Raw genomic sequence first — 21,501 nt, forward strand, 5'->3', positions numbered from 1 at the left:
TTTCATATGGGTCTTCACGTAGAAAAGATAAAAGTGCTTGAAACACCTGAAACCGCTCAACTGGAAAATAACCGCTATCGTTATTATCTCGCTCTGGGACATAACGGGAGGGCGTTTGGGCTTGTTGCCGATAAGGGATTTGTCGACCACTTCGGAATATTCCCTGCAAAATTCATCGACGATACAAAAAATTTCAGTAACTTTAGAATAGATTATCATGGATAGGTTTTTAGATTAACAAATTGAATTTCAACACTTTAATTTACTAAAAATCTATCTTTTTTTATACAAAAAAATCAAATATTATCAATCGAACTCAGGTTACAAGGTAATTTTAAGCTTTTTTATATAAACCTTCCGAAGTAACGGAAGGTTTAAAGCTATCAATCAAACTGTGGTCATTATGAATCTACATGTTCTTTTGACCAAGCAAATTTTTTGAAGCCTGCATCTACTGGAGTGTTTGCAATATGGTTGACATAATTACTGATCGTTTTTTGAGATATTCCTAAGATGATTTCCAAAACTTGTCTTTCCGAATAACCAGCGTCGTAAAATGAATCCAAATCGTCTTTTGTGACATGTCCACGATTTCTAACAATCGTTAAAGTCATCGTACGCAATGCTTCTAATTTCGGGTTTTCGAGTGGTGTTTCGTTACGCAGTGCTTCCGTGATGGCATCATCTACATGCATCATTTTAGCAATTCCTGTATGAGCTGGCACACAATAATGACAAGCGTGCTCAACATTTATGGTTTGCCATACCACCTTTAATTATTCATTGACAAATGAGGACTTTGCAAATAACTCATGTAACGTTTGGTATTCTTCAAGAATGCCAGGAGCTCCGCGAAGCCCTTTAACGCGTTGAAGTTACAACATCGTCATCAGCTCGTTACGATGCCGAAGGCACAGTCGGAATTATAAATATTATTTTGCGTAAAGAAAAAACACTAGGTCTAAACGGCTCTTTACAAACCAATATTGGATATCCTACGAGCAGTAGCGCAACTGGAAACATCAATCACAGAACAAACAAATTCCATATTTTTAATACTAAAAGTTACCGCTATTGAGAATCGCCAAGGAAAGCATTTTTTCAAAAATCAATATTTGATTAACAATGTCATGATTCCATTAGTCATTGAAAAACGTGTTTTTGATCGTACGGATAAAAACTCGAACAGCAATTTGGGCATGGAACACTTCCTATCAGATAAAACCTCAATAACAGGTACAGTGTTCTATCCACATTGAGTCAAACAAAATAATAAACTCGTTTCCATAGTCACAAATTAGTGTTGAGTAATTAAGTGTACATTTCACCATTTATAGACATAAGGTAATGTTAAACAGAAAATTGATTCTTTGAAATTAGTTATTATTTATATGCGATTGAAAAGCAATCAAGTCTATGTCCATTGGAAAAAAGACCTACTTCTTTCACAGATAGCACATGGCAGCAGAGGATGGATCTATGCTTTATTTCTTCTTCGGATTATTTAAAATTAAATAAAATCAACCCTAAAGAATGGCTACAGAAAACCCTAGAACGAATACCTGACCACATCATACAAATAACTAGAAGAACTCCTGATGGGATAAATTCTGTAGTGCAGTCTCTCGGATACGTAGAATTCAGCTTTATGAGGTAATTATTTTTAAACTCCATTAGTCTTCTTTTTACACCTCAAACGTTAAAATTTGTTAAATCGAGACCAATTCGGTGACCTTTAAAAAGAGACCCTTTGGAAAGGCTCATAGACACTAGGAAGTTAAAGATATGGTCGTTGTCTCCGACTCCACTAAAAACCCTTGAATATCCAGTGTATTCAAGGGTTTCTTTTTGTAGTTGACAATTTAGTTGACAATTTGGAGGTCCTTTTTAGTGTAAATTGTAACTTCTTATGTGAACAAGTTGACTTCCAATTCTAACAATGAATTCACATAATTACATCAAATTCCTTTTTCCTCCACCAGGAGTGTTAATATTCTTCTATGAAGAAATACTTACAGTTGTTCAATATTATTAAATACCATACCTTGTTAAGCAAAAAAAACACTTACAACTACTGTTACCTATTCAAATGAACTTATAATGGATATGTTCTGTGATAGTATATATAAGTTATATGCAAGTCCAACAAAGCATAGAACGTTTCTAAAAAAACTAATAGAAATGGAATTTGACATTGAACAATTTAGAGAGTGTTCTAAAGAACGATAAAACGAAATACTTAGATCAATTATGATGGAAGACCGTCAAAACGGACTTAAAGCGGATTTCTCTGTATCCCCAGATGGAGCTACTTTAACTTTTCCGAAGCCCGAACAGCATTTTCCAAGCTCAAAGGAATATATGGGGAAGAAAATTTAAAATCCTTTTCTCCCAAATTATCTCCCAAATAGAAACTTAAAATCCTGATAATAACAAACTGAATGACATTTGATTTGTCGTCAATTTCATAACCAACTATTCTAAAATAGAAAGACTCTTTATTTGGGTATTCATTTTCAGGTGGATTTTCGGAGAAATAATATATCCTTTCGTTCCTATCTGTACTTTTTAGGCTCATAATTATTGTTTTGTATAGATTGCGTTGACACCAATGTCAAGCCAACGGATTTCAGTAGAGGATACTTTTTCGAACCTATAAGTCTGAATTGAGGAACCAATAGTAATAGAAAGTTCATAATTACCGCTCGATATTTTCTCTTTAACATTGGTGATTACCTGTGAACCTTGGTAGAGTTTAAGCGTTTCCTTATTACAAATTTCGGAAGTAGACGAAATTAAACAGAAATCATTGGAAGTGAATCTAAAACCGCTCGTAATTGGAGACGTTTCTAAAAGCCAAGTACCTTGAATCCAATTTGGAGGATTTATTAAATTGTTATCATTTGAAGAATTATCGTCGTTGGAAGAGCATGAGAAAAACGCAATTGTTAAGAACAGAATAAATATATTTTTCATAAACAGTTGATTTTAGATAAAAACAATAACAGAAATACAAAATAAACTTCGGAAACACACAAAAATAAAAATGAAATGGAACAAAAAAATGCAAACCCATTTGAAAAGTTAGAAGCTTTAATAAATAAGGTAGAACCTACCCCAGAAAACCTCGAAGTACTTCGTCAGCTTGTTCGGGAGATCATAATTTCCTAATATCAGATTCCAACAACTTTACTTTATTTATGATGTAATTATTATAAGCTTCTAACTGTTTGTCCGATAAAACCTCTTTTAAAGCGTTTAATTTGACGCCAATCATTAAGAGATTAAAACTCAGTTGATTTTCTAATTCTGACATAATAAACTATTTAAGATAAATACTCAATGCTCTTTTATGAACACGATTTATGATATCCTTAATCTCTGAAATATCAAGATTGTAATGAATGTGGAGTTCTAAATCATTATTTAATGCAGTTTTTTTAGATTCCTCAATAGAAGCCGCAATTATATACCCATCCAAGAAGGAATTCGGAGAATCTTTTAGAGCTATCTTAATGCAATCATCAAACATTTTTATCAAATCATTTTCAAGCGATTTTTGCGGAGGTTTTTTTTTGAAAAACATAGATTAAAATTTTAGCATGATACCTTCTAAACTTTTTTTATAAATTGAAACCCTACTTCCGTCGGGAGATATGGAAATGAAGTACTCGTTGAAAGAATTTAATAAATCCAAATCAGAATTTTCTTCATCGGACTTCATTGTCCTAAAGATGACAGTTCCAAATATTTTTCTTTTTACGGATTCTACATAATATATGCCCGAATAATTGTAATAAGGATAAATACTCACCTTAAAAGAATTATCCAACCGTTCCATTGTGGCAGTTTCGATAGGTTTGAAACTAAAACCTTCCGTGAATTTGAATTTTGTATAATTGACTACCATAAATACCCTTTAAAAAATATACATACAGAAATACGAATTAATTTTCGGATTTCCGCAACAAAAATAAAAAAATGTTAAAAACAGAACCAACTGCAATATGGATGTACGCAATTTTTAACCAACGCCCATTAAAAAGAGTACATGGAGGATTTAGGTGTAGGCTACTACGATGCAAAAGTAGAAATAATCGTTAACGCTCTGAATGTAAACCTTAAAAAGCTGAACAAAGAGCATAAACTCTATGAACAGATTTTAAAAGCAAAAGAAGCGGAAGAAATACATTTCAAATTCACGATATAACCAAATGAAAGAATATATTTATGCAGTCTTTATACTGCTCTGCCTTATCTTCTTCTGATTCATCGTAGTTTTTACCATATATTTTTTTGAATATGTCTATAACAACCTCATAGTTTGGAATAGGGTATGAAGACATAACTGACTTTGGCTCGTCTTCACTACAACTAATCAATATAGATTTAGAGCCGTCGTTTTCAAGACAAAGGTTTTTAACTTCCTTGCAAAAATCAAGATGTTCTTTTGACAACATAGAATAATATTTTCACTAATTTAACAAAATAAAACAAAGTGGAACGCAGAACAGATAAAGAAAACTCCGAACAAAAACCTGCATATAATCGAGTGGTTGGCTCCGCCATCAAATGACGGAATGCACTCTTCACACCACTCCCGAAAGCTTTCGGGATACGGGTCTCGTATACGCGGTTCGCAAACCATCTTCCCAATCGCTCTTTTTACACCAATTGGAACTATTTCGTAGTTTATGATAAGGCTACAGATATTTCTGTTACTTATTTAATTTTCGAAAGGATAGCGTTCAGTCCTTTCCCAATTGCAAGACCTATGCAGTTTTCTGCATCTCGTTCCTTTTAGGTACCTTGACCTCCCCGCCTGAATGACTCAGTCGGGCAGGTGCTGACTTCTCTATTATACCAACTCGTGGTTATAGAGATCTCCCCAGGTAATGGCATCTTTCCTGCCACGCCAGAGGCGTGGTTTCTCTCGATCCCAGCCGTATCTACATCTATGCACTCTCGTAATCTTTGGGCTTTACAATGATGTGCTTGCTTACCCATGCATAAATACAGAAATACAAAGTATTTTGCAGATTTAGGCAATAAAAAAACAGAATGACACAAGAAGAATTCAACGCACTTAGAACAGAAAACAACAATTATACTACATTGTGAATAAAATTCCCTTGGCGTACATACGAATTAAAATTCAAAGAAAATCAAATCGTTAATATCTACATCGAAGATTAAATGTTTAGAACGTCTAAATTATCTATATAAAAAGGATAAAGGGGGGAGAGGATTTATTTTCCAACATTTCCTCTTTAAACCAATCCTTCACAACATCATTAAATGCTTATGAAATTTTAAATGTTTCGGTTTTTAAAAATTTTATCAATTCTCGCATAATAGAAAATTTTCACTAAATTAAACAAATATAAAATACAGCAGGTAAGCCGTATATAAAAAATAAGGACTTAAGTGCCAACCCTATATTTCGGCACAAAAAATAACAATAGTTATAACCTGAAAAGTAATTGCAAGAAATCCCATACTTTTCATATAAACGTTAGATCTCATTTAAACCAAACTCTGTAAGTATGACAAAAGAAGAAGGTATTAATCAAGTATTTGGTGGTGGTGGACATGTAGTTATATTAGGTGCAGGTGCTAGTATTGCTTCCACCTATAGAAATGGAGAAAAAAGCGGTAAAAGACTACCATCAATGGATAATTTTTCTGAATTATTAAGTTTAGAAAATATCATTAAACAGATACCTGAAGAATTAAGAGAAAACAATTTTGAAAAACTATATGGGAATCTCCATCGAGAAAACCCAAACTCAGGCATTATAAAAGAAATTGAAGAGAAAATCCAAAGTTATTTTGGGAATATGGAACTTCCATCAAACCATCAAACACAGAAGCATCTTTGCTTTTCAGATCAGTTAAAACTCAATTTTTATTGGGTGTTACCACTAAATTAAATTCTTTTTTATTTCGTTCTTACTAAGAAAATACAAAATAAATTATTTTTGAAAACTATTAAGTTCGTCAAGACGGGATAGTTTCTTTTTGGTTTAATTGGCTCGATAACCTGAGTATTATTAATGCTTTCTAAAATCTGTAGAATTCTTAATTGTGTTTCTAATTCATCAATTTTATTTAATAATTCTTTAAGTGCATTTTTCATAATTCAAGTTTTAGAAAACAATAATCAGAACCAAAAATTGATTCACAATAAATGGCAAGCATATTTCAAAAACATGCTCCTACCCCATCCCATTAATAAACGTTTCCACAAAATCCTTGACTTTGTTCAGCACTCGTTCTGAGATACTCGCTCTGTTTCTTAAGCTTGGTCTTTCGTTCATGACGGCTATGACTTCATCACGTAGGGGTTCTTTTTCTGTAAACAGATAATTACTGACCACATCCACCAACTTATTAAAATCTAAGTTTTCGTCTTTGGAAATGTTTTCAATTGCTTTCTTCTTCTCAAGTGTCCAGAAGGAATCAAACGCATCGTTTACTTGTTCTGAACCTCCTATTAATGGCAGGTTTTCTTCAATGAATTTTTCGATCAAGGCTTTCTTACTTCGCAGCTGAGTTTCTGATGCTAACATATCAGAAATTGCTTTACGTTGCTTCTCCTGCTCTTTCGGTTGGGACTCATAAAGTTTGGCAAGCAAGGTCAAGATGTATAAAACGTTTATTTCATCCCGTCTTATTAACTCCAATTCAAAATCGATATCATTGAGAATAGATACTTTTTCTTTTTGAGTCTCAGATTTAATGGCATCATAGAGATCAAGGTACTTGCTTTTATAATTCTCGAAAGTCTGCGCATCCATGCCCAAATCTTCAAAACTAAATTCTGTAAAAGTGCTTAACACATTCTTGACTCTCATTAAGTCACGAAATGCTTTGACGAATTCCAGTTCCTCTTTTTCTGAAACTAAATCATTTACACTTTCAAAAGTGGGCGCAACAGCTAATACACGCTCAACGGCATCATTAAAGGTTTCTATATAATCCTCATAGGGCTGAATTATGATTTCTTCAATGGCATCCTTGTTCGAGAAAAGGGTTATCGCTTCATCTGTGGCCTCTTTAAGGTTTCTGAAACAAACTACGTTGCCTTGTGATTTGACTTCGTCCAGTATTCTGTTTGTTCGTGAATATGCTTGTATCAAACCATGATACTTCAAATTTTTATCCACGTAAATAGTATTGAGCAACTTGCTGTCAAATCCAGTCAAAAACATATTGACTACTAAAAGCACATCTACCTGTTTGTTCTTAACCCGTTGGCCAATGTCCTTATAGTATCCATAGAAGTCATTGGTAGAGTAATTCATCTGAAACATGCCATTATAGTCGGCAATAAACGCTTCTAACTTATCTCTTCTATGTTGGGTTTCATAAAGGGATTCTGGCTCTGCTGCCAAATCCAAAAACTCTTCATCTGGAATAAAGCCATTGGCATCTTCATCTGGCGAATTTGCTTGATAAGAAAATATGGTGGCCACATTTAAATCGTGCAAACCAGCTTCTTTCTTGACTTTAAACAGTTCGTAATATTTGATTAAAGTATTGACATTCTGAACGCAAAAGATGGCCGTAAACTTTCTGCCATGTGTTTTGCGGTCGTGATGATTAATAATGTAGTTCACATTATTTTCTAAACGTTGAGGCGCCTCTAAAACTTCTGCTGTATTGATATCTTCAACCTTAATATCTACAACATCTTCTTTAAGTTTAACCGTATTCATATACTCAATAGAAAACTTCAATACGTTCCGATCTCGAATGGCATCCGTAATGACGTACTTATGTAAACAATCTTCAAACAAGTCTTTAGTAGTTCGTTTTCCTAAAGCATTTTTAACCGAATTATCTGCGAAAATTGGTGTTCCTGTAAAACCAAACATCTGCGATTTATCAAAGAAAGATTTTATTCTGTTATGCGTATCTCCAAATTGGCTTCGATGGCATTCATCAAAAATGAAAACAATTTTCTTCTTTTTTAAAGGATCCATTTTCGCCATGTGTTTTGGCTTTAAAATGGCTGTATTTAATTTCTGAATAGTGGTTACAATAAGTTTGGTGTCATCTGATAATTGTTTTACTAAAGCCTTAGTGTTATTTGTGGCGTCAATACTCCCTTCACTAAAACTATTGAACTCCTTAATGGTTTGGTAATCCAAATCTTTTCTGTCAACCACAAAAACAACTTTATGCACAGCTTCCAGATTGGTAAGTATTTGAGCCGCTTTAAATGAGGTCAATGTTTTACCAGAACCCGTAGTGTGCCATATATAACCAAATTTATTACCATTTTTGACACGTTCAACAATAGCTTCCGTAGCATAATATTGATAGGGTCTTAAAACCATCAAGATATTATTGGTGTTTAAAACGATATATTTAGTAATCATTTTAGATAAATGACATGGCTCTAAAAAGATGTTTGCAAATTCGCTTAGCTGAGTGATGATATTATTTTCAACATCTGCCCAAAAGAAAGTTTGTTTAAAGGATCTGGCCTTTACAGGATTATTCGCAAAGTATTTGGTATTGACGCCATTGCTGATTACAAATAATTGCACAAACTGAAATAAGCCTTTACCTGCGGTGAAGGAATGTCTTTCATAACGATTGATCTGGTTGAATGCTTCTTTCATTTCCAAACCACGCTTTTTTAGCTCAATCTGGACCAAAGGCAATCCGTTAATCAAAATGGTCACATCGTAACGGTTTTTATACGATCCTTCCATAGAGATTTGATGCGTCACTTGGTATTGGTTTTTACACCAATGAATTTGGTTGATAAGCTCTACATAACCTGTAGTATCATCATCTTTAGTATAGGCGATTCGATCTCTTAATATTTTGGCTTTTTCGTAGACATTGCCTTTAGAAAGATCGTTGAGGATTTGCTTAAACTCATTTTCAGAATAGGTTGCTTTGTTATGTTTTTCGAGTTGACTTTTCAGATTGGCAATAAGGTCATGCTCATCTTTTATGACAATTTTTTTATAGCCTATTTCCTCTAATTGATTTATTAGGTTTTCTTCTAAAGCGTATTCTGGTTGTGTGGTCATTTAATCTTTAAATAAGTGAGTAGGCTAAAGTTTCATTAAAATTGATTATTCACTTTCGCTAATATTGGCATGAGAACATCGTAAAACTCTTTCATTGCATGCGTATACCAATCAATAAACATGTCATATTCTTTATCTGCCCAACTATTTTCGTTTCCAGTAATTTCTCCGGCTTTCCTTTCAAACTTAATTCGCGAAGCTTTCTTCCCTTCTAATCGTTCCCATTCTATACTGCCCAATGTGAATTTTGTATCAATCTCATCCTTGTATTGATGCATAGCGTCAATAAGTTCTTTTTCTGAATCTTGTGGAAAATATAATTCAACTCTATATCCTTTTCGACCTATACAAAAAGCGAATGTACCTCGTCCTCTAGAAGAACCGATATTGTAATAGGGTTTAGCTGAAACGTTATCAAGTAAATCAACTCCATTTTTGGTTAGACTAACTTTTAATTTCGTCCAAAATTGAACTAAAGTTGCTTCTGATTCTGCTACTGTTTTACTTTTTGATTTTTCCTCCATTTCCTTCTCCATGGCATTAATCATATATTCTTTAGTTTCTGGAAGTGGAATAATTTGCTCCATCTGTAAAAACATCTCTTCGCCCATTCTGTAAGGAATTGCTCTAAAACATTGCAACAATATATTGTGTTGCAATAACCAAAGCGCCGTACTTGTTACCTCTTTTCTGTAATTATTAGCCACAAAGATGATACGCTGATCATTTCTGTTAAGTAGAAGCGTCTCCTCTTCCACATCCAAAAACTCCAAGATGTTCTCCTGGGCATCTTCAATAAATCCCTGAGAATCCAAATACACTTGATAAATCTTTATAATTTGTTTTGTGGTTAGTGTAGAGCAATATGAAACGTATTTTAACGCTTGCCAAATGACATTTCTACCAGTGTCATCGAGCTTATTTTCAATCACAACCACACCGCCTGCTTTATCTAAGGCCAAAAGATCAAGCCGTTCAGAAGTTTCGTTAAAACCATCGAATTCTTTTTGAATAATTAGTAATTCCTCACCAAGGATTTCAGGGTTTTTAGCTATCCATTCTTGAAGATGTTCACGCTCCCTAATTTTCAATTCAGAGAATAAGCACTTCTCAAGTTTTATGATATTTTTTTTATCACTATTTATTCGATACATAAAATGACAATTATAAATTATTTTTAAAAATATTAAACAAACATTTGTTGCAACAAGCCTTTTTTAAACTCTTGCGTTGTTTCTATTTGAGCGTTTACAGATTCTATTTTTTTATCTATGGCACTTAGAAAGTTGGCGATTTTGGTTTGTTCTTCTATACACGGAATATTAAGTTTAATTTCACCTAACCTACCCGTTGCGAGTCCAAGAACTTTTGTTCCCTGAGCGATCTTCATTACTTGCTTTCTAACATACCAAGTTTGAAGCATAAAGCCAGCAAAACCAACAGCCATTTTAAACTTATTTGGTCTTGCGTGAAAAGTATGCAAACCCGAAATTACTTTTTTGTTAGCTAAATTAACCACTTCAATAGTCTTACCTATATCTTTATAATCTTCGGAAGCATCAGCAATCAATAAATCGCCCTTTTTTAAATAATTATCTGTTTTTATGTTGTCTATGTTAACATCATAATTTACAAACGGTACTAATTCTTTTTCTATATCGAATAAGGTGGAGAATTTTGTATGAATATCACCATAATGTATGTTTTGAACTTCACCATTTTCATAATTCAATTTATCTCTTGAAAGTGAATTGGTTGAGTAAAATGTATATATTTCCTTATATTTCTTCTTCTCCCATATAGGATAGTTATCACCATTTTCATCTTTAAATCGTAATTCTTGCGAAAACAATTGTTGCATCACGCCTTTTTTATATTGCTCTAAAAGACTTTTCTTTTGTTGTAATTGATCTATCTTTTTATCTACGGAAGATAAGAAGCTGGCTATTTTTTGTTGTTCTGATAATTGTGGTACGGTTAACTTTAAGCGAAGGAGTTTTGTTACTGAAAGACCTGGTTGCGCTGAAGATTCTGATAAACGATTAAGATTTAAATAATCTAATTTTTGGGCAAGCCACTCTGTATCTGAATTTTTGTCTGCTTTCCCTGCAATTGCGTGTTCAGAAATAAAAGCTTTTCCAACTGATCGATTAATATTTCCACACAAAGCACCTTGACGACCAACTAACAAATAGAAACCACTATGTGTATAATTATCCGTATAGCCTCTTAGCCCATTACCACCGTAAACGGGATATTTTCCTGTTTCATATATAGAATTAGAGGTAATAGAGTTTCCACTTCTAAACACACTAAAAAGGCTTTTTAACCGCTGTTCTTTCCAATTTCCCTCAAACTCCGGGAACCTTAATCTTGGCACTCGATATAATTCCTTCATCTTAAAACGGTGTTTTAATATTCAATTGTTTACAAAAATCTGCAATGTTTGAATCGGTTTCAGTTATGTCTTTTTCTAAATTTTGTAAAGCAGAGGAAATAGCATTTAAATCTACTGGCTCTTCTTCTTCAAATGTATCCACATAACGAGGGATGTTTAAGTTATAATCGTTTTCCTTTATTTCCTCTAATGTAGCGACATAACTAAACTTGTCAACTGTTTTTCGGTCTCTATAGGTGTTGACAATCTTATTGATATTTTCCTCGGTCAGTTTGTTTTTATTACCGTCTTTTTCAAATTCATTAGAGGCATCAATAAATAAAATATCAGCATCGTTGACGCGACATTTACTTAATACCAAAATAGAGGTAGGAATACTGGTTCCAAAAAAAATGTTTGAAGGCAACCCAATAACCGCATCTAAATAATTCAGGTTTTCAATCAAATATTTACGTATGGTGCCTTCAGCACCACCCCTAAATAACACACCATGTGGCAACACGCAAGCCATAGTGCCATTATCTGCCAATTGATAGACCATGTGCTGCACAAATGCAAAATCGGCTTTACTGGTAGGTGCCAATCGTCCGTATTGACTAAAACGTTCATCACTTTCGTTTAATGGGTTGTCTTTTCCTTTCCATTTGGCAGAAAATGGTGGATTGGCAACAACTGCCTCAAACTTCATATCTAAATGTTGCGGATGCTCTAAAGTATCTTCTTGCCTAATATCAAAATGACGGTAATGCACATCGTGCAAAATCATGTTCATTCGTGCCAAGTTATAGGTGGTGCGGTTTAATTCCTGACCAAAAAAATCATCTACTTCAACTTCTCTGGCAACACGTAATAATAATGAGCCACTACCACATGTAGGGTCATAAACGTTTTTAAGTCGTTTTTTTCCCGTGGTTACAATTTTGGCCAATATTTTGGAGACCTGTTGTGGGGTATAAAACTCTCCTGCCTTCTTCCCTGCGCCACTTGCAAATTGACCTATTAAATATTCGTAGGCATCACCCAATACATCGGCATCAATATCATCTAACGCAAAATCAATTTTATCTAAATGTGATAATACTTTTGATATTAAGGTGTTTCTGGCTTCGGTGGTTCTACCTAATTTGGTACTGTTAAGGTCTAAATCTTCAAAAAGCTGATTGAAATCCTCTTCGCTATCTGTACCCATTGTACTTTGCTCAATACCATTTAGGATGGCTTGCAAATCTTCCAATATAAAGTTGCTTTCATCTTCGGTATTGGCATTCCCTTTATTCGCAATGAAACTAAATAATTCGTTTGGGTCTAAATAGTAGCCTAACTTAATTAAAGACTCTTCTCTAATAACTGCCAAATCTTCGGCATTGGTAAGCTTATGATAGTCTTTTATCTTTTCAGTTTCCAATAACTGATTGGCATATAGGTATTGTTTTTCAGAAAGGTATTTGTAAAAAATAAATCCGAGTATATAATCTCTAAACTCATCGGCATCCATTTTGCCACGTAGTTCGTTGGCAATATTCCATAGTTGTGTTTCGAGTAGTTTTTTTTGTTCTTCGCTCATTGATTAGTTTATAGTTGTGGTTGCGTCATTACGGTAGATGACGTGGTTTAGCATTTTAGGTAATACTTGCGCCATTTATATATAATTGCATAAAGATATCTAATTTGATAAAGATATAAATCTCTGTGAGATAAAGGTAGTGCTTACTAAAATTTCAAAATGATTTTAAGTTGAATGGGTTGCTAATGAATTTGCATAATTTGATAAATAAAAGAGCGTGAGTTTTGCATCACGCTTTTTTATTAACACATACCTATTCCCCACTAAAACAAAGATTTAACTAAGTACGCCATTGTGAATTGCGCAACAAAACGTCACGCAATACTATTACATAGGTGCAATTCTATGGCGTAAAAACGTGTAGAATGCGTGAAGTGGATTAAAATGTTCGATGTATTGGGTAATTATTTTGTAGGCGTGTGTACAGTTTGCCTGGGCGTGGTTTGTGGCGTGGATTAGTTGTTACGCTTTTTTTCCTACATAGAGAAATCCATGATAAACAAAGACTTTAAATAATTAAATAATATAAATGGCGTAACGTCGTCTAATTATCCAAAGTTTACGCCACTCCATTATTAATTTAGAATTGATCCGTAATTTCCATTGGCAAGAAATCATCATTAAGTTTGAACTTAAATTCCTCGAAAGGAAAATCTCTCGTATAATTTGCAGTAACGGAAACTTCATTTTCATCCTTAGTTACAAAGGCTACTGTTTCAGCCTTTTTCATTATTGTACTTCCTAGATGCCCTGTAGGCTTATCGCTATTGTGGTTTCTATGAAGAATAGTACATAAATGGGCGTTTGATTTTGATGTCCATTTCATCATTCCTTGTACTATTTTATTTGAAACATCAAGATCATTAACAGTATCAAGAATGTCAGCTGCTCCATCAATAACAACCAATCCTAAATTATCCTTATACTCACTTTCCATTATGCACCATTCAATAAATTGGAATCTTATAGAAGCGTTTTCCTCACGTAAGGCGAAAGGTTTATAGTATTCAAATTCAGAACCTACCATTTCACAAACTCTTTTTGCAACTCTTTGCGTATGGAAAGTCGATTGTTCTGTGTCAATATCCAATATGTATTTTCCATCAGTATCGTGTCCCTTTAAATTCGGAAAATAGTAATTACTCCTTCCTCCGATATAACCCGCAACAAGAGCTGATTTTAAAAAAGTTTTCATTGATTTCGAAGCGCCCACTAAGCATGAAAAGTTACCGTAGGTTCCAAACGGGATTGGATAATTTCGTCCTTTATAAGCATATTCTCCAATACTTAATGCAACTGGAGGGTCTTTCAATTTGGCTTTGATATCAACCAAGCACGTGTCATGTAGTTTTTTAAAATCAATGGCTTTATTACCACCACTTTCAATGTCTTCAAATTTTAGTTTTTCAATCATAATAGTCTTCTTTAAATTGATTATACATATTTGTCATATTAATTATTACTTTTTTAAAACTCCAAACATCGCCAAACAACATCGCTTTTTCTATGGGATTTTTTATTGCGTCATTTAGCTTTATCAAATCCTTTTTATTTATTTCATCTGACACCGTCATTGGATGTTCAGTTGAAATGTCACGATCGGCTATAATTTGATTTTGCGCAATGTTATTTAAGAGTTTTCTTAAATCGTCTATAATGCACTCTTTAGAACGACCAATTCGCTTATGGAATTCCTTTTGATGAATAGGATCAAAAACAGATGTATTTTGAATTATCAAGCTGTCCATGAATGAAATAACATAGAGTTTAAATTCCAATTCATTATTTAAAGTATGTGATGCATTCTCCATGTTTATATAATCAATAATCGAGTTAATAGCAGTGATATCATCTTCAGTAGCTGTCCACCCATTCCCGGTAACTCTCCACAGAATTTTTTTAATGGCCTTATTTATTGTCATAATGAGTCAGGGCTTTTGATCGAAAACTTAATATGATCAGTTAGCTTGTTTTTTTTTGCTTGAACATTCATCCAATTGTGAAAATGCTTAAGAAAGCCATCAAAATTCTTATGAGGTTCTATGTTCGTCATTTTACGGGAGTTTATAAATGCATCTACAAGTTTTGCGAGTGCGCCTTTTTTCAACTTGAAATCTTCATAGTAAGCGTTAACTAAATCAGAGTTTTCGGATTTTATGAATTCGTTTTTATACATTGAAAAATCACCAACAACTGAGTTGTTGTTTAGTTTTTCTTTTTCTTTATTTATCTCATCCCTACCCTGGTCCCTAACACTCCCCTTAACCTTGTCACTAACCTTTGGAAATTTGGACAAGGTCAGAATAGAATAATCGACGTTGGGAGATCCATTGGTTGTCTTGAAATCGATTAAACCTTTCCTCTTTAGAGTATCCCTTCCTTTTTGTAGAGTTTTGAAAGAAATTTGAAGAACAGCCTCTATTTTTTTATTGTTGTGACTAAAATTACGCTTCCAGTAGCATGAATTATTCACATGTAACAAATAGAAGTACAAGGAAATTTCTAACGAACTAAAACCTTCGGTCATATTAATTTGCCAAAAATGGTTGATTAGTTGTATGTAGTTTTGCTTTATAGTAACTTGCATGTGTTTGGTGTTGGTGTTAAAACTCAAACAATATTAAAAACCCTATAGCATTATGGTGATGCTATAGGGTTTGTTGTTTTTAGCGTTTATATTTTAGGGATTTGACTTCTTTTAAGGAGTTATCTAAATCTACGCGTCTAATAAAAACTCGACGACCGATTTTCACAGCTGGAATCAATCCTTTTTTTATGTAGTTATGGACTGTTAACTCAGCAACACCTAATTCTTCTGAAACTCCTTTTATGGATAGTTTTTCGTTTTCATCAGTGTTGGCCAGAACCGATAATTTTCTGTCAATTATGTCTTCTAAATGCTCGAAGAGTTCGGCTTTAGAAATATTTTGAAGTTGGATTACATGAGTCATACGATATGGTTTTGTTAAACGATACCGTAATAATATAATTTAGATAAAAGATTTAGTTTTACTACTTTGACCAGTCAAACAAGTCAAACATAAATGATACTAATTAATGAAAAATAGCGGAGAAAAATAGTCTTGTGTTTTGGTATTATCCCTAACTTTTAATAGAGAATTGTAGTTTTGCTTAGTTAAACTCAAACCTAAATCATAATTCAACGCCCTCACGACATCTATATCTTCTGTGCCAAATTTAAAGTAATTATTTTCTTTTAATTTCATTCCTACAGCGCAAGCCCATCTAATATCCGATAAATTATTTTCACCTTTTGGTTTTAAAAGTTTATACCGATTTCCATTCACCTGAAAAAGTTCTTCTTTTATGAATTTTTCAATTGTTGTAGCATATAGTTTATCATTATCAAATATGGTCTGAAGTGAAATTGGAACTTCTAAACTTACATCCGGAATGTTTCTTTTAGGCTTTATAGTGGCATGTAATTTATTTTTAGCTATGTTAGAATCAGCTTCCAATTCATGAATTTTATTCAAAATAGTTTGTAATTGATTTTCCTTTTCAAAAAGAGTCTTCCATTCCTCTAACAAATTAAAAAAACCATCTAAATCCAAATTTTCCCTGTTTTCGTTGGCCACATTCATAAAATGATAGCAAACATGAAGAGATTCAATAAGAGACAGTGCCTCTTCGGTAGTTTCAAAAGGAACGGAAAGTTCTGGCAAGGTTAGAAAGTGTTTAAGCAAGTTGGGGGATTCTTCTATGCTAAGGAAGGTCCATTCTTTCCATGATTTAATGCCGTTTGAACCACTCCCTAAATACATTGAATAGGTTTGCCAATCCTTAGGGTAAATTTTCTCATAAGTTTTTTTTAGATATTTAATTTTTTTGTCCTTATCGATTATGGAATTTAATTTGTAAAAAATCGGTTGTAACCCATATTGAAAATCGGCTTCTTTCTCAACGTAGTATTTTAATATAGAATAGATTTCTTCAAGAACTACCTCATTAAGCTGAAACACTTTATTATTAAAATAGATAAATGCGCACAAATGCATTGGACAACTGTCAGGCTCACCATAATCTAAATGATCTTCAAAAATTACTTCATTTTTTATTAAGTCTTCAATCAATTGATTATTAATAAAGTTGAAATTTCTCCCTCTTAAAATTCCTAAAAACTTATATTGATTCTTCATTTAATTAGGCCTTTTTCAGTTTAGGTAATTCCATATCTCCGAATGCCAAATTAACCGCATCTATTTTCGCTATATTATCAACTTTGTAGTAGGTGTTGAAGGTTTTTAAATCTCGATGTCCAGTCATATTCATAATAGTTTTATCAGCTATTCCTTTTTTCTTCATTATTGTCACAAAAGTTCTCCGAGCGGTATGGGTGGAAATACGTTTATTGAAAGCCTCATGCTTAATTTCTTGCTCTTTATTTTTTGTTCTACTATATTCCACATCAAATGTAAACTCCGCATCTTCAAAGACTTTTTTTATAAATTGATTCTGTTTTTGATTGCTCAACAACGGAAGGTTATAATTATATTTTTTTAAGATATAGTTAGAAATCTCAAATAATGGCACCTCTCGAGTTTCTTTAGTTACATCTTTCTCCTCTTGAATAACTAACGCATTATTCACAATAGTTCTTTCATTAATAAGCTTTAATTCACCGTATCTGAGACCCGTCAGACATTGAAAAACAAATATATCCCTAACCCTCTCCAACGCCTTGCTTTTACATTGAAATTCAAAGATAGCTTTGACTTGGTCTATATTCAAAGCCACCTGTTTTGTAATGACACGTTCAGGCTTGACAAACTCCTTAAAACTTTCATTGTAAGTGTACCTTTCCTTCAACGCCCAAAACATAAAAGTTTTAAACAATCCCAAATTCCTCGAGAATGTATTTGTATTGTGGTCTAAGGTCGTGTAGCAGTAGTCAATGAATTCTGTGTAAAACTTGTTATTTATGGTATTAAAAGTGAGCTTATACTTCTTTTCCCTTTCAAAGTTTTCTAAATGATTTTTGATGTTTTTATACCTTTTAATGGTTGCAGGTTTCCATTCTTTTCTTTTAATTTTCTCTCCTGTAAAAGCATCATAAGCATCATAAAACTGATTCTTATTAGCCGCCACCTTTTTGAATTCATTATCAAATGCTTCTTTGAGGTCCTTGGACGTGAATTCCTCGTTTATTTTTGTATATAAACTTTCAATCTCTTGGAATTTGCTAGTATATCTATCAAGTTGCATCTGGATGGTCTTGTAATTTGAATCCCTGTGGTTTTTAGCCGAATTGGTTCGGTTCTCAAGAAAATTCCAGTGGATGGGACTAATGCGCTCTCCTGTAGAATAAACAAACTTTTTCTTCTCCCGATTAAAATGGCAAGTGAATAGAATTAAGGTAGGTTTATCTCCAATTCTTTTTTGAGGTTCTTTTAAAAAAAATGAATGCGTCATAGTTTGTGGATTAAAATACAGTTGACAATATAGTTGACAATATAGTTGACAATTATGTTATAATCAAATATAATTCATTTTTATATTAACACATACAACACCAATGTTTATAAGGGATTTACAAGGATTTGAACAAACTAAGACATAATAGAATATAACAGTTTCAATACTCTCCGACTCCACAGATTTAATCCGTAAATAGCTATGAGTTAGCTCTTTACGGATTTTTAGTTTTTATTATAGTACGACTGTAGTACGGTTAAAATTTCATTATTGTTAATAGCATTTCTAATTGGATCGATGATGTAATTATCAAATTGAAAATGTTGATGTTTACAAATTCATTGACTCAAATAAATATCACTTTTCTTTAATCTCAACGAGCAAAAGAATTGTTTTGGCTCAGAGTTTTTAAATGACAATGAATACTAATTTTCTATCGAAGATCGATAGATGTTTTTCCCAAATAATATCGGCATAAACACTATAAAACTCATCTATAGCTTAAATTCATATTAAATAAGAACCCCATAGCACAATTTCGTTATCAAAAAAATGGTTTAAGAAAATTACAAAGGATATATTCAACATATGTTTAATATATCTTAAATTGGCAGTATAATGTTCATTATACAATTGTTGTAAAACATATCAAAGAAAAATCCGTCTGTAAAAAACACAATTCCGAATTTTGAAAATAGTAACTTTTAAGTTACCTTTGTGCCAATGGAAAAAGTTAGGCAAGTAATACAGTACAAACATTATTTCGAGGAGTTTCTACTTGCTCAACCGAAAAAGATTCAGGACAAAATATTTAAGGTCATCGAAATAATCGAAACCTTTCAACACGTGCCGAAAACATATTTGGCACCAATGAAAACCCATAAAGGATTATATGAGGCTCGAATTAAATTAGGGTCGGATATCTGGCGGTTTTTTTGCTTCTTCGACAAAGGTAAGTTAGTTATACTCTTAAACGGATTTACAAAAAAGACGCAAAAAACACCGAAAAAAGAAATCGACAAAGCTGTCCGATTAATGAAAGAGTATTACGAAGAAAAAAACAAAAGAGATGGAAACTAAAAGCTGGAAAGATATCAAAGATACCGTTTACGGAGAAAAAGGAACTGAACGCAGAGACGAACTCGAAAGAGATTTTGAATCATTTAAAATTGGCTTGCTTTTACGAAATGCACGAGAAGAAAAAAACCTGACACAAGAACAACTGGGCGAACTGATTGACAAAAAGCGGACTTATATTTCACGTGTAGAAAATAATGGTAGTAATCTGACTTTAAAAACCTTATTTGACATCGTAGAAAAAGGACTTGGAGGAAAGGTTAATATTTCAATCGAAATCTGATAAAAGTACGTTTTACAACAAAGTGTTTACGGTATTTTTATTTTTAAAATTGTACGATTCTTGTACGTCGCTTTTATGAATTTGTGGTTAACTGAATTATCCATAGAAAATAATGATTATTGATTAATTTCTATTTACTAGAAATGGCAGACTAGAGTACTGAGGAAGTTTTAAAAATCATATTGCTCATTGAAAAATTACCAATAAACTATCAGAACTGTTTTGTAAGCAATGATGACAGTTTTAAAATTAATCTTAATATGTAGTGCCTTTCATGTATGGAAATTAAAGACTATTACAAGAAATGCGATATCAAGCTCTAATCCATTAGAATACCTGGTTGAGTTATCTTATATCCTTTACTTTCTTTGTCTTTTCTGACCATTTCCTTGACATCAGACAATAGTTTCTTGGCATCATAAATAATGCCGTCCTTAATGGTGTATTTTACGCCTCCCACTCGAACGACCTCATTATTTTCAGTTATTCTAATAGCACCTGTTCCATAAAGCGTTTGAAAATTTTCCAATGGATTTTCTTCTACAATGACAAAATCTGCCAATTTACCTACTTCAATAGATCCAATGTCATTTTCCATACCCAATGCTTCTGCACCATTTAAAGTCGCTGCTTTTATGACCTCCAATGGATGAAATCCTGCTTCACGTAAAAGTTCCATTTCACGAGGATATGAAAAGCCATAGAGTTCGTAAATAAACCCTGCATCAGTACCTACTGTTACTCTTCCACCCCTATTTTTATAATCATTGACAAAATTCATCCAAAGTTTATAATTGGCCTTCCACTCGATCTCTTGTTCAGTTCCCCAATTAAGCCAATACGAACCATGAGACTCGCGGCTAGGGGCATAAAAATCCCATAAGCTTGGAAGCGTAAATTCTTGATGGTATTCGGCTAGACGTGCCCGGGCTAAATCTCTATTGGCTTCATAAATAACAAAGGTGGGTGTCAAAGTAAAATCAAGAGCCAGGAGCTCATCCATAACATCGTTATATTTTTTGCTATTAGGTGCTGCTGCTTGTTTCCACAACTGCCCAGCTTCTCCAAAACGATCCTGCTCATTTTGATAATTATATTCCAATGAATAGTCTTGAACGGTTCTATCATCAAATAGCGCCTCGGGCAAACCATACCAATGCTCCATAGAAGTTAGTCCTGACCTTGCACTATGCAACACATTCCAACTCCCCACATAGGTTTGTGAATGATGCATTTTTGAGCGTAACCCTAATTTCTTGTTTTCATCCAACGCCGCAGCCATCACTACGGGTGTCGCTCCAAAGAATTTGATGCCATCGGCTCCAAGTTTGGCATTGTTCCGCACCCATTCCCTTGCCTGCTGATCGGTAGCAATAGGGCTTTTGCTATTCTGTCCAAATGACGTATAGGCTTTTATTCTTGGTGCGGTTATTTCATTTTTTTCACTTCTCATTTTTTCTTCCAGAGTCCAAGCAATACCATTCCCACTACTTGGATCCACAATCGTGGTAATGCCATGGCCCATCCATAATTTATAGACGTATTCTGCCGGTGTTCCTTGAGATTTGCCTCCAATGTGCGCATGGCTATCTACAAAACCAGGCATAATGTACATTCCTTCTGCATTTAATTCTTTTCCTCCAGCTTTTAAAACTGGTCTCCTTCCTTCTTTGATAGGAACTCCTGGATA

General features: G+C 33.4%; 25 protein-coding genes and 1 pseudogene. 7 read left to right on the forward strand and 19 right to left on the reverse strand.

Translation table 11 applies throughout. The features are described 5' to 3' along the window. On the forward strand, positions 1-225 hold a 225-nt coding region (locus MWU32_RS03075; protein ID WP_246937656.1), incomplete at its 5' end, for a hypothetical protein. A 176-nt stretch (positions 226-401) separates the two neighbouring features. Here MWU32_RS03075 and MWU32_RS03080 read toward each other — a convergent pair. Next, a pseudogene (locus MWU32_RS03080) lies at positions 402-857 on the reverse strand (carboxymuconolactone decarboxylase family protein); the annotation flags it as partial. Between the two features lie 129 nt (positions 858-986). On the opposite strand from MWU32_RS03080, the gene MWU32_RS03085 reads away from it, so the two are divergent. Together MWU32_RS03085 and MWU32_RS03090 are read left to right on the forward strand one after the other, a co-directional pair. Then, on the forward strand, positions 987-1,259 hold the full coding sequence (locus tag MWU32_RS03085; RefSeq protein WP_246937681.1) for a hypothetical protein: 273 nt from the start codon (positions 987-989) through the stop codon (positions 1,257-1,259). Positions 1,260-1,370: 111 nt separating this feature from the next. Next, positions 1,371-1,508 (forward strand): hypothetical protein, encoded by a 138-nt coding sequence (locus MWU32_RS03090; RefSeq protein ID WP_246937683.1) that lies wholly within the window; start codon positions 1,371-1,373, stop codon positions 1,506-1,508. An 800-nt stretch (positions 1,509-2,308) separates the two neighbouring features. Here the strand turns inward: MWU32_RS03090 and MWU32_RS03095 are convergent. The 5 genes from MWU32_RS03095 to MWU32_RS03115 all read right to left on the reverse strand — a co-directional run bounded on the left by MWU32_RS03095 (position 2,309) and on the right by MWU32_RS03115 (position 3,841). Beyond that, a complete protein-coding gene (locus MWU32_RS03095; RefSeq protein ID WP_246937685.1) occupies positions 2,309-2,578 on the reverse strand; it encodes a hypothetical protein in 270 nt (89 codons plus the stop codon). A 2-nt stretch (positions 2,579-2,580) separates the two neighbouring features. Continuing rightward, positions 2,581-2,976 carry a hypothetical protein gene (locus MWU32_RS03100; protein WP_246937687.1) on the reverse strand — a complete coding sequence of 132 codons (396 nt, stop codon included), beginning with the start codon at positions 2,974-2,976 and terminating at the stop codon, positions 2,581-2,583. Positions 2,977-3,157: 181 nt separating this feature from the next. Beyond that, positions 3,158-3,316, reverse strand: a complete 159-nt coding sequence (locus MWU32_RS03105) for a hypothetical protein (RefSeq protein ID WP_246937689.1) — start codon at positions 3,314-3,316, stop codon at positions 3,158-3,160. Positions 3,317-3,322: 6 nt separating this feature from the next. Then, positions 3,323-3,586 (reverse strand): hypothetical protein, encoded by a 264-nt coding sequence (locus MWU32_RS03110; RefSeq protein WP_246937690.1) that lies wholly within the window; start codon positions 3,584-3,586, stop codon positions 3,323-3,325. Between the two features lie 3 nt (positions 3,587-3,589). Next, positions 3,590-3,841 (reverse strand): hypothetical protein, encoded by a 252-nt coding sequence (locus tag MWU32_RS03115; protein ID WP_246937693.1) that lies wholly within the window; start codon positions 3,839-3,841, stop codon positions 3,590-3,592. Positions 3,842-4,051: 210 nt separating this feature from the next. Between MWU32_RS03115 and MWU32_RS03120 the strand changes: the two genes are divergently transcribed. Beyond that, complete coding sequence (locus tag MWU32_RS03120) at positions 4,052-4,210, forward strand: hypothetical protein (protein WP_246937694.1); 159 nt, start codon at positions 4,052-4,054, stop codon at positions 4,208-4,210. On the opposite strand, the gene MWU32_RS03125 is transcribed toward MWU32_RS03120, so the two are convergent. Then, positions 4,200-4,460, reverse strand: coding sequence for a hypothetical protein (locus MWU32_RS03125; RefSeq protein WP_246937697.1), 261 nt, complete (start codon positions 4,458-4,460; stop codon positions 4,200-4,202). The genes MWU32_RS03120 and MWU32_RS03125 overlap by 11 nt on opposite strands. 1,086 nt (positions 4,461-5,546) lie before the next feature. Between MWU32_RS03125 and MWU32_RS03130 the strand changes: the two genes are divergently transcribed. Further along, the gene (locus MWU32_RS03130; RefSeq protein WP_246937698.1) at positions 5,547-5,933 is read left to right on the forward strand and encodes a hypothetical protein; all 387 of its coding nucleotides are present in this window, start codon (positions 5,547-5,549) and stop codon (positions 5,931-5,933) included. A gap of 8 nt (positions 5,934-5,941) precedes the next feature. Here MWU32_RS03130 and MWU32_RS03135 read toward each other — a convergent pair whose 3' ends face one another. The 11 genes from MWU32_RS03135 to MWU32_RS03185 form a co-directional block, all read right to left on the reverse strand. After that, a complete protein-coding gene (locus tag MWU32_RS03135; protein ID WP_246937700.1) occupies positions 5,942-6,139 on the reverse strand; it encodes a hypothetical protein in 198 nt (65 codons plus the stop codon). 79 nt (positions 6,140-6,218) lie between these two features. Then, on the reverse strand, positions 6,219-9,053 hold the full coding sequence (locus tag MWU32_RS03140; RefSeq protein WP_246937703.1) for a type I restriction endonuclease subunit R: 2,835 nt from the start codon (positions 9,051-9,053) through the stop codon (positions 6,219-6,221). 35 nt (positions 9,054-9,088) lie between these two features. After that, positions 9,089-10,144 carry a DUF4268 domain-containing protein gene (locus tag MWU32_RS03145; protein WP_246937705.1) on the reverse strand — a complete coding sequence of 352 codons (1,056 nt, stop codon included), beginning with the start codon at positions 10,142-10,144 and terminating at the stop codon, positions 9,089-9,091. Positions 10,145-10,239: 95 nt separating this feature from the next. Next, positions 10,240-11,451: a restriction endonuclease subunit S gene (locus tag MWU32_RS03150; protein WP_246937706.1), complete on the reverse strand. Its 1,212-nt coding sequence runs from the start codon at positions 11,449-11,451 to the stop codon at positions 10,240-10,242. Position 11,452: 1 nt separating this feature from the next. After that, positions 11,453-13,015 (reverse strand): type I restriction-modification system subunit M, encoded by a 1,563-nt coding sequence (locus MWU32_RS03155; RefSeq protein ID WP_246937708.1) that lies wholly within the window; start codon positions 13,013-13,015, stop codon positions 11,453-11,455. Positions 13,016-13,595: 580 nt separating this feature from the next. Then, on the reverse strand, positions 13,596-14,429 hold the full coding sequence (locus MWU32_RS03160; RefSeq protein WP_246937711.1) for a hypothetical protein: 834 nt from the start codon (positions 14,427-14,429) through the stop codon (positions 13,596-13,598). Continuing rightward, positions 14,422-14,937 carry a hypothetical protein gene (locus MWU32_RS03165; protein WP_246937713.1) on the reverse strand — a complete coding sequence of 172 codons (516 nt, stop codon included), beginning with the start codon at positions 14,935-14,937 and terminating at the stop codon, positions 14,422-14,424. The genes MWU32_RS03160 and MWU32_RS03165 overlap by 8 nt, the downstream gene beginning before the upstream one ends. Next, positions 14,934-15,602 (reverse strand): hypothetical protein, encoded by a 669-nt coding sequence (locus MWU32_RS03170; RefSeq protein WP_246937714.1) that lies wholly within the window; start codon positions 15,600-15,602, stop codon positions 14,934-14,936. The genes MWU32_RS03165 and MWU32_RS03170 overlap by 4 nt, the downstream gene beginning before the upstream one ends. Before the next feature lie 79 nt (positions 15,603-15,681). Next, positions 15,682-15,966: a helix-turn-helix domain-containing protein gene (locus MWU32_RS03175; protein WP_246937716.1), complete on the reverse strand. Its 285-nt coding sequence runs from the start codon at positions 15,964-15,966 to the stop codon at positions 15,682-15,684. 99 nt (positions 15,967-16,065) lie between these two features. Then, positions 16,066-17,175 carry a hypothetical protein gene (locus MWU32_RS03180; RefSeq protein ID WP_246937718.1) on the reverse strand — a complete coding sequence of 370 codons (1,110 nt, stop codon included), beginning with the start codon at positions 17,173-17,175 and terminating at the stop codon, positions 16,066-16,068. Between the two features lie 4 nt (positions 17,176-17,179). Continuing rightward, positions 17,180-18,448 (reverse strand): tyrosine-type recombinase/integrase, encoded by a 1,269-nt coding sequence (locus tag MWU32_RS03185; RefSeq protein WP_246937720.1) that lies wholly within the window; start codon positions 18,446-18,448, stop codon positions 17,180-17,182. A 726-nt stretch (positions 18,449-19,174) separates the two neighbouring features. Here MWU32_RS03185 and MWU32_RS03190 point away from each other — a divergent pair. Together MWU32_RS03190 and MWU32_RS03195 are read left to right on the forward strand one after the other, a co-directional pair. Further along, positions 19,175-19,531, forward strand: coding sequence for a type II toxin-antitoxin system RelE/ParE family toxin (locus MWU32_RS03190; protein WP_246937722.1), 357 nt, complete (start codon positions 19,175-19,177; stop codon positions 19,529-19,531). Further along, complete coding sequence (locus MWU32_RS03195; RefSeq protein WP_128251605.1) at positions 19,521-19,811, forward strand: helix-turn-helix domain-containing protein; 291 nt, start codon at positions 19,521-19,523, stop codon at positions 19,809-19,811. Before MWU32_RS03190 ends, MWU32_RS03195 begins: the two co-directional genes overlap by 11 nt. Positions 19,812-20,130: 319 nt before the next feature. On the opposite strand, the gene MWU32_RS03200 is transcribed toward MWU32_RS03195, so the two are convergent. Beyond that, the coding region (locus MWU32_RS03200) for an amidohydrolase family protein (RefSeq protein ID WP_246937724.1) at positions 20,131-21,501 on the reverse strand (1,371 nt) is incomplete at its 5' end.

Source organism: Gelidibacter sp. F63206 (assembly GCF_023015735.1).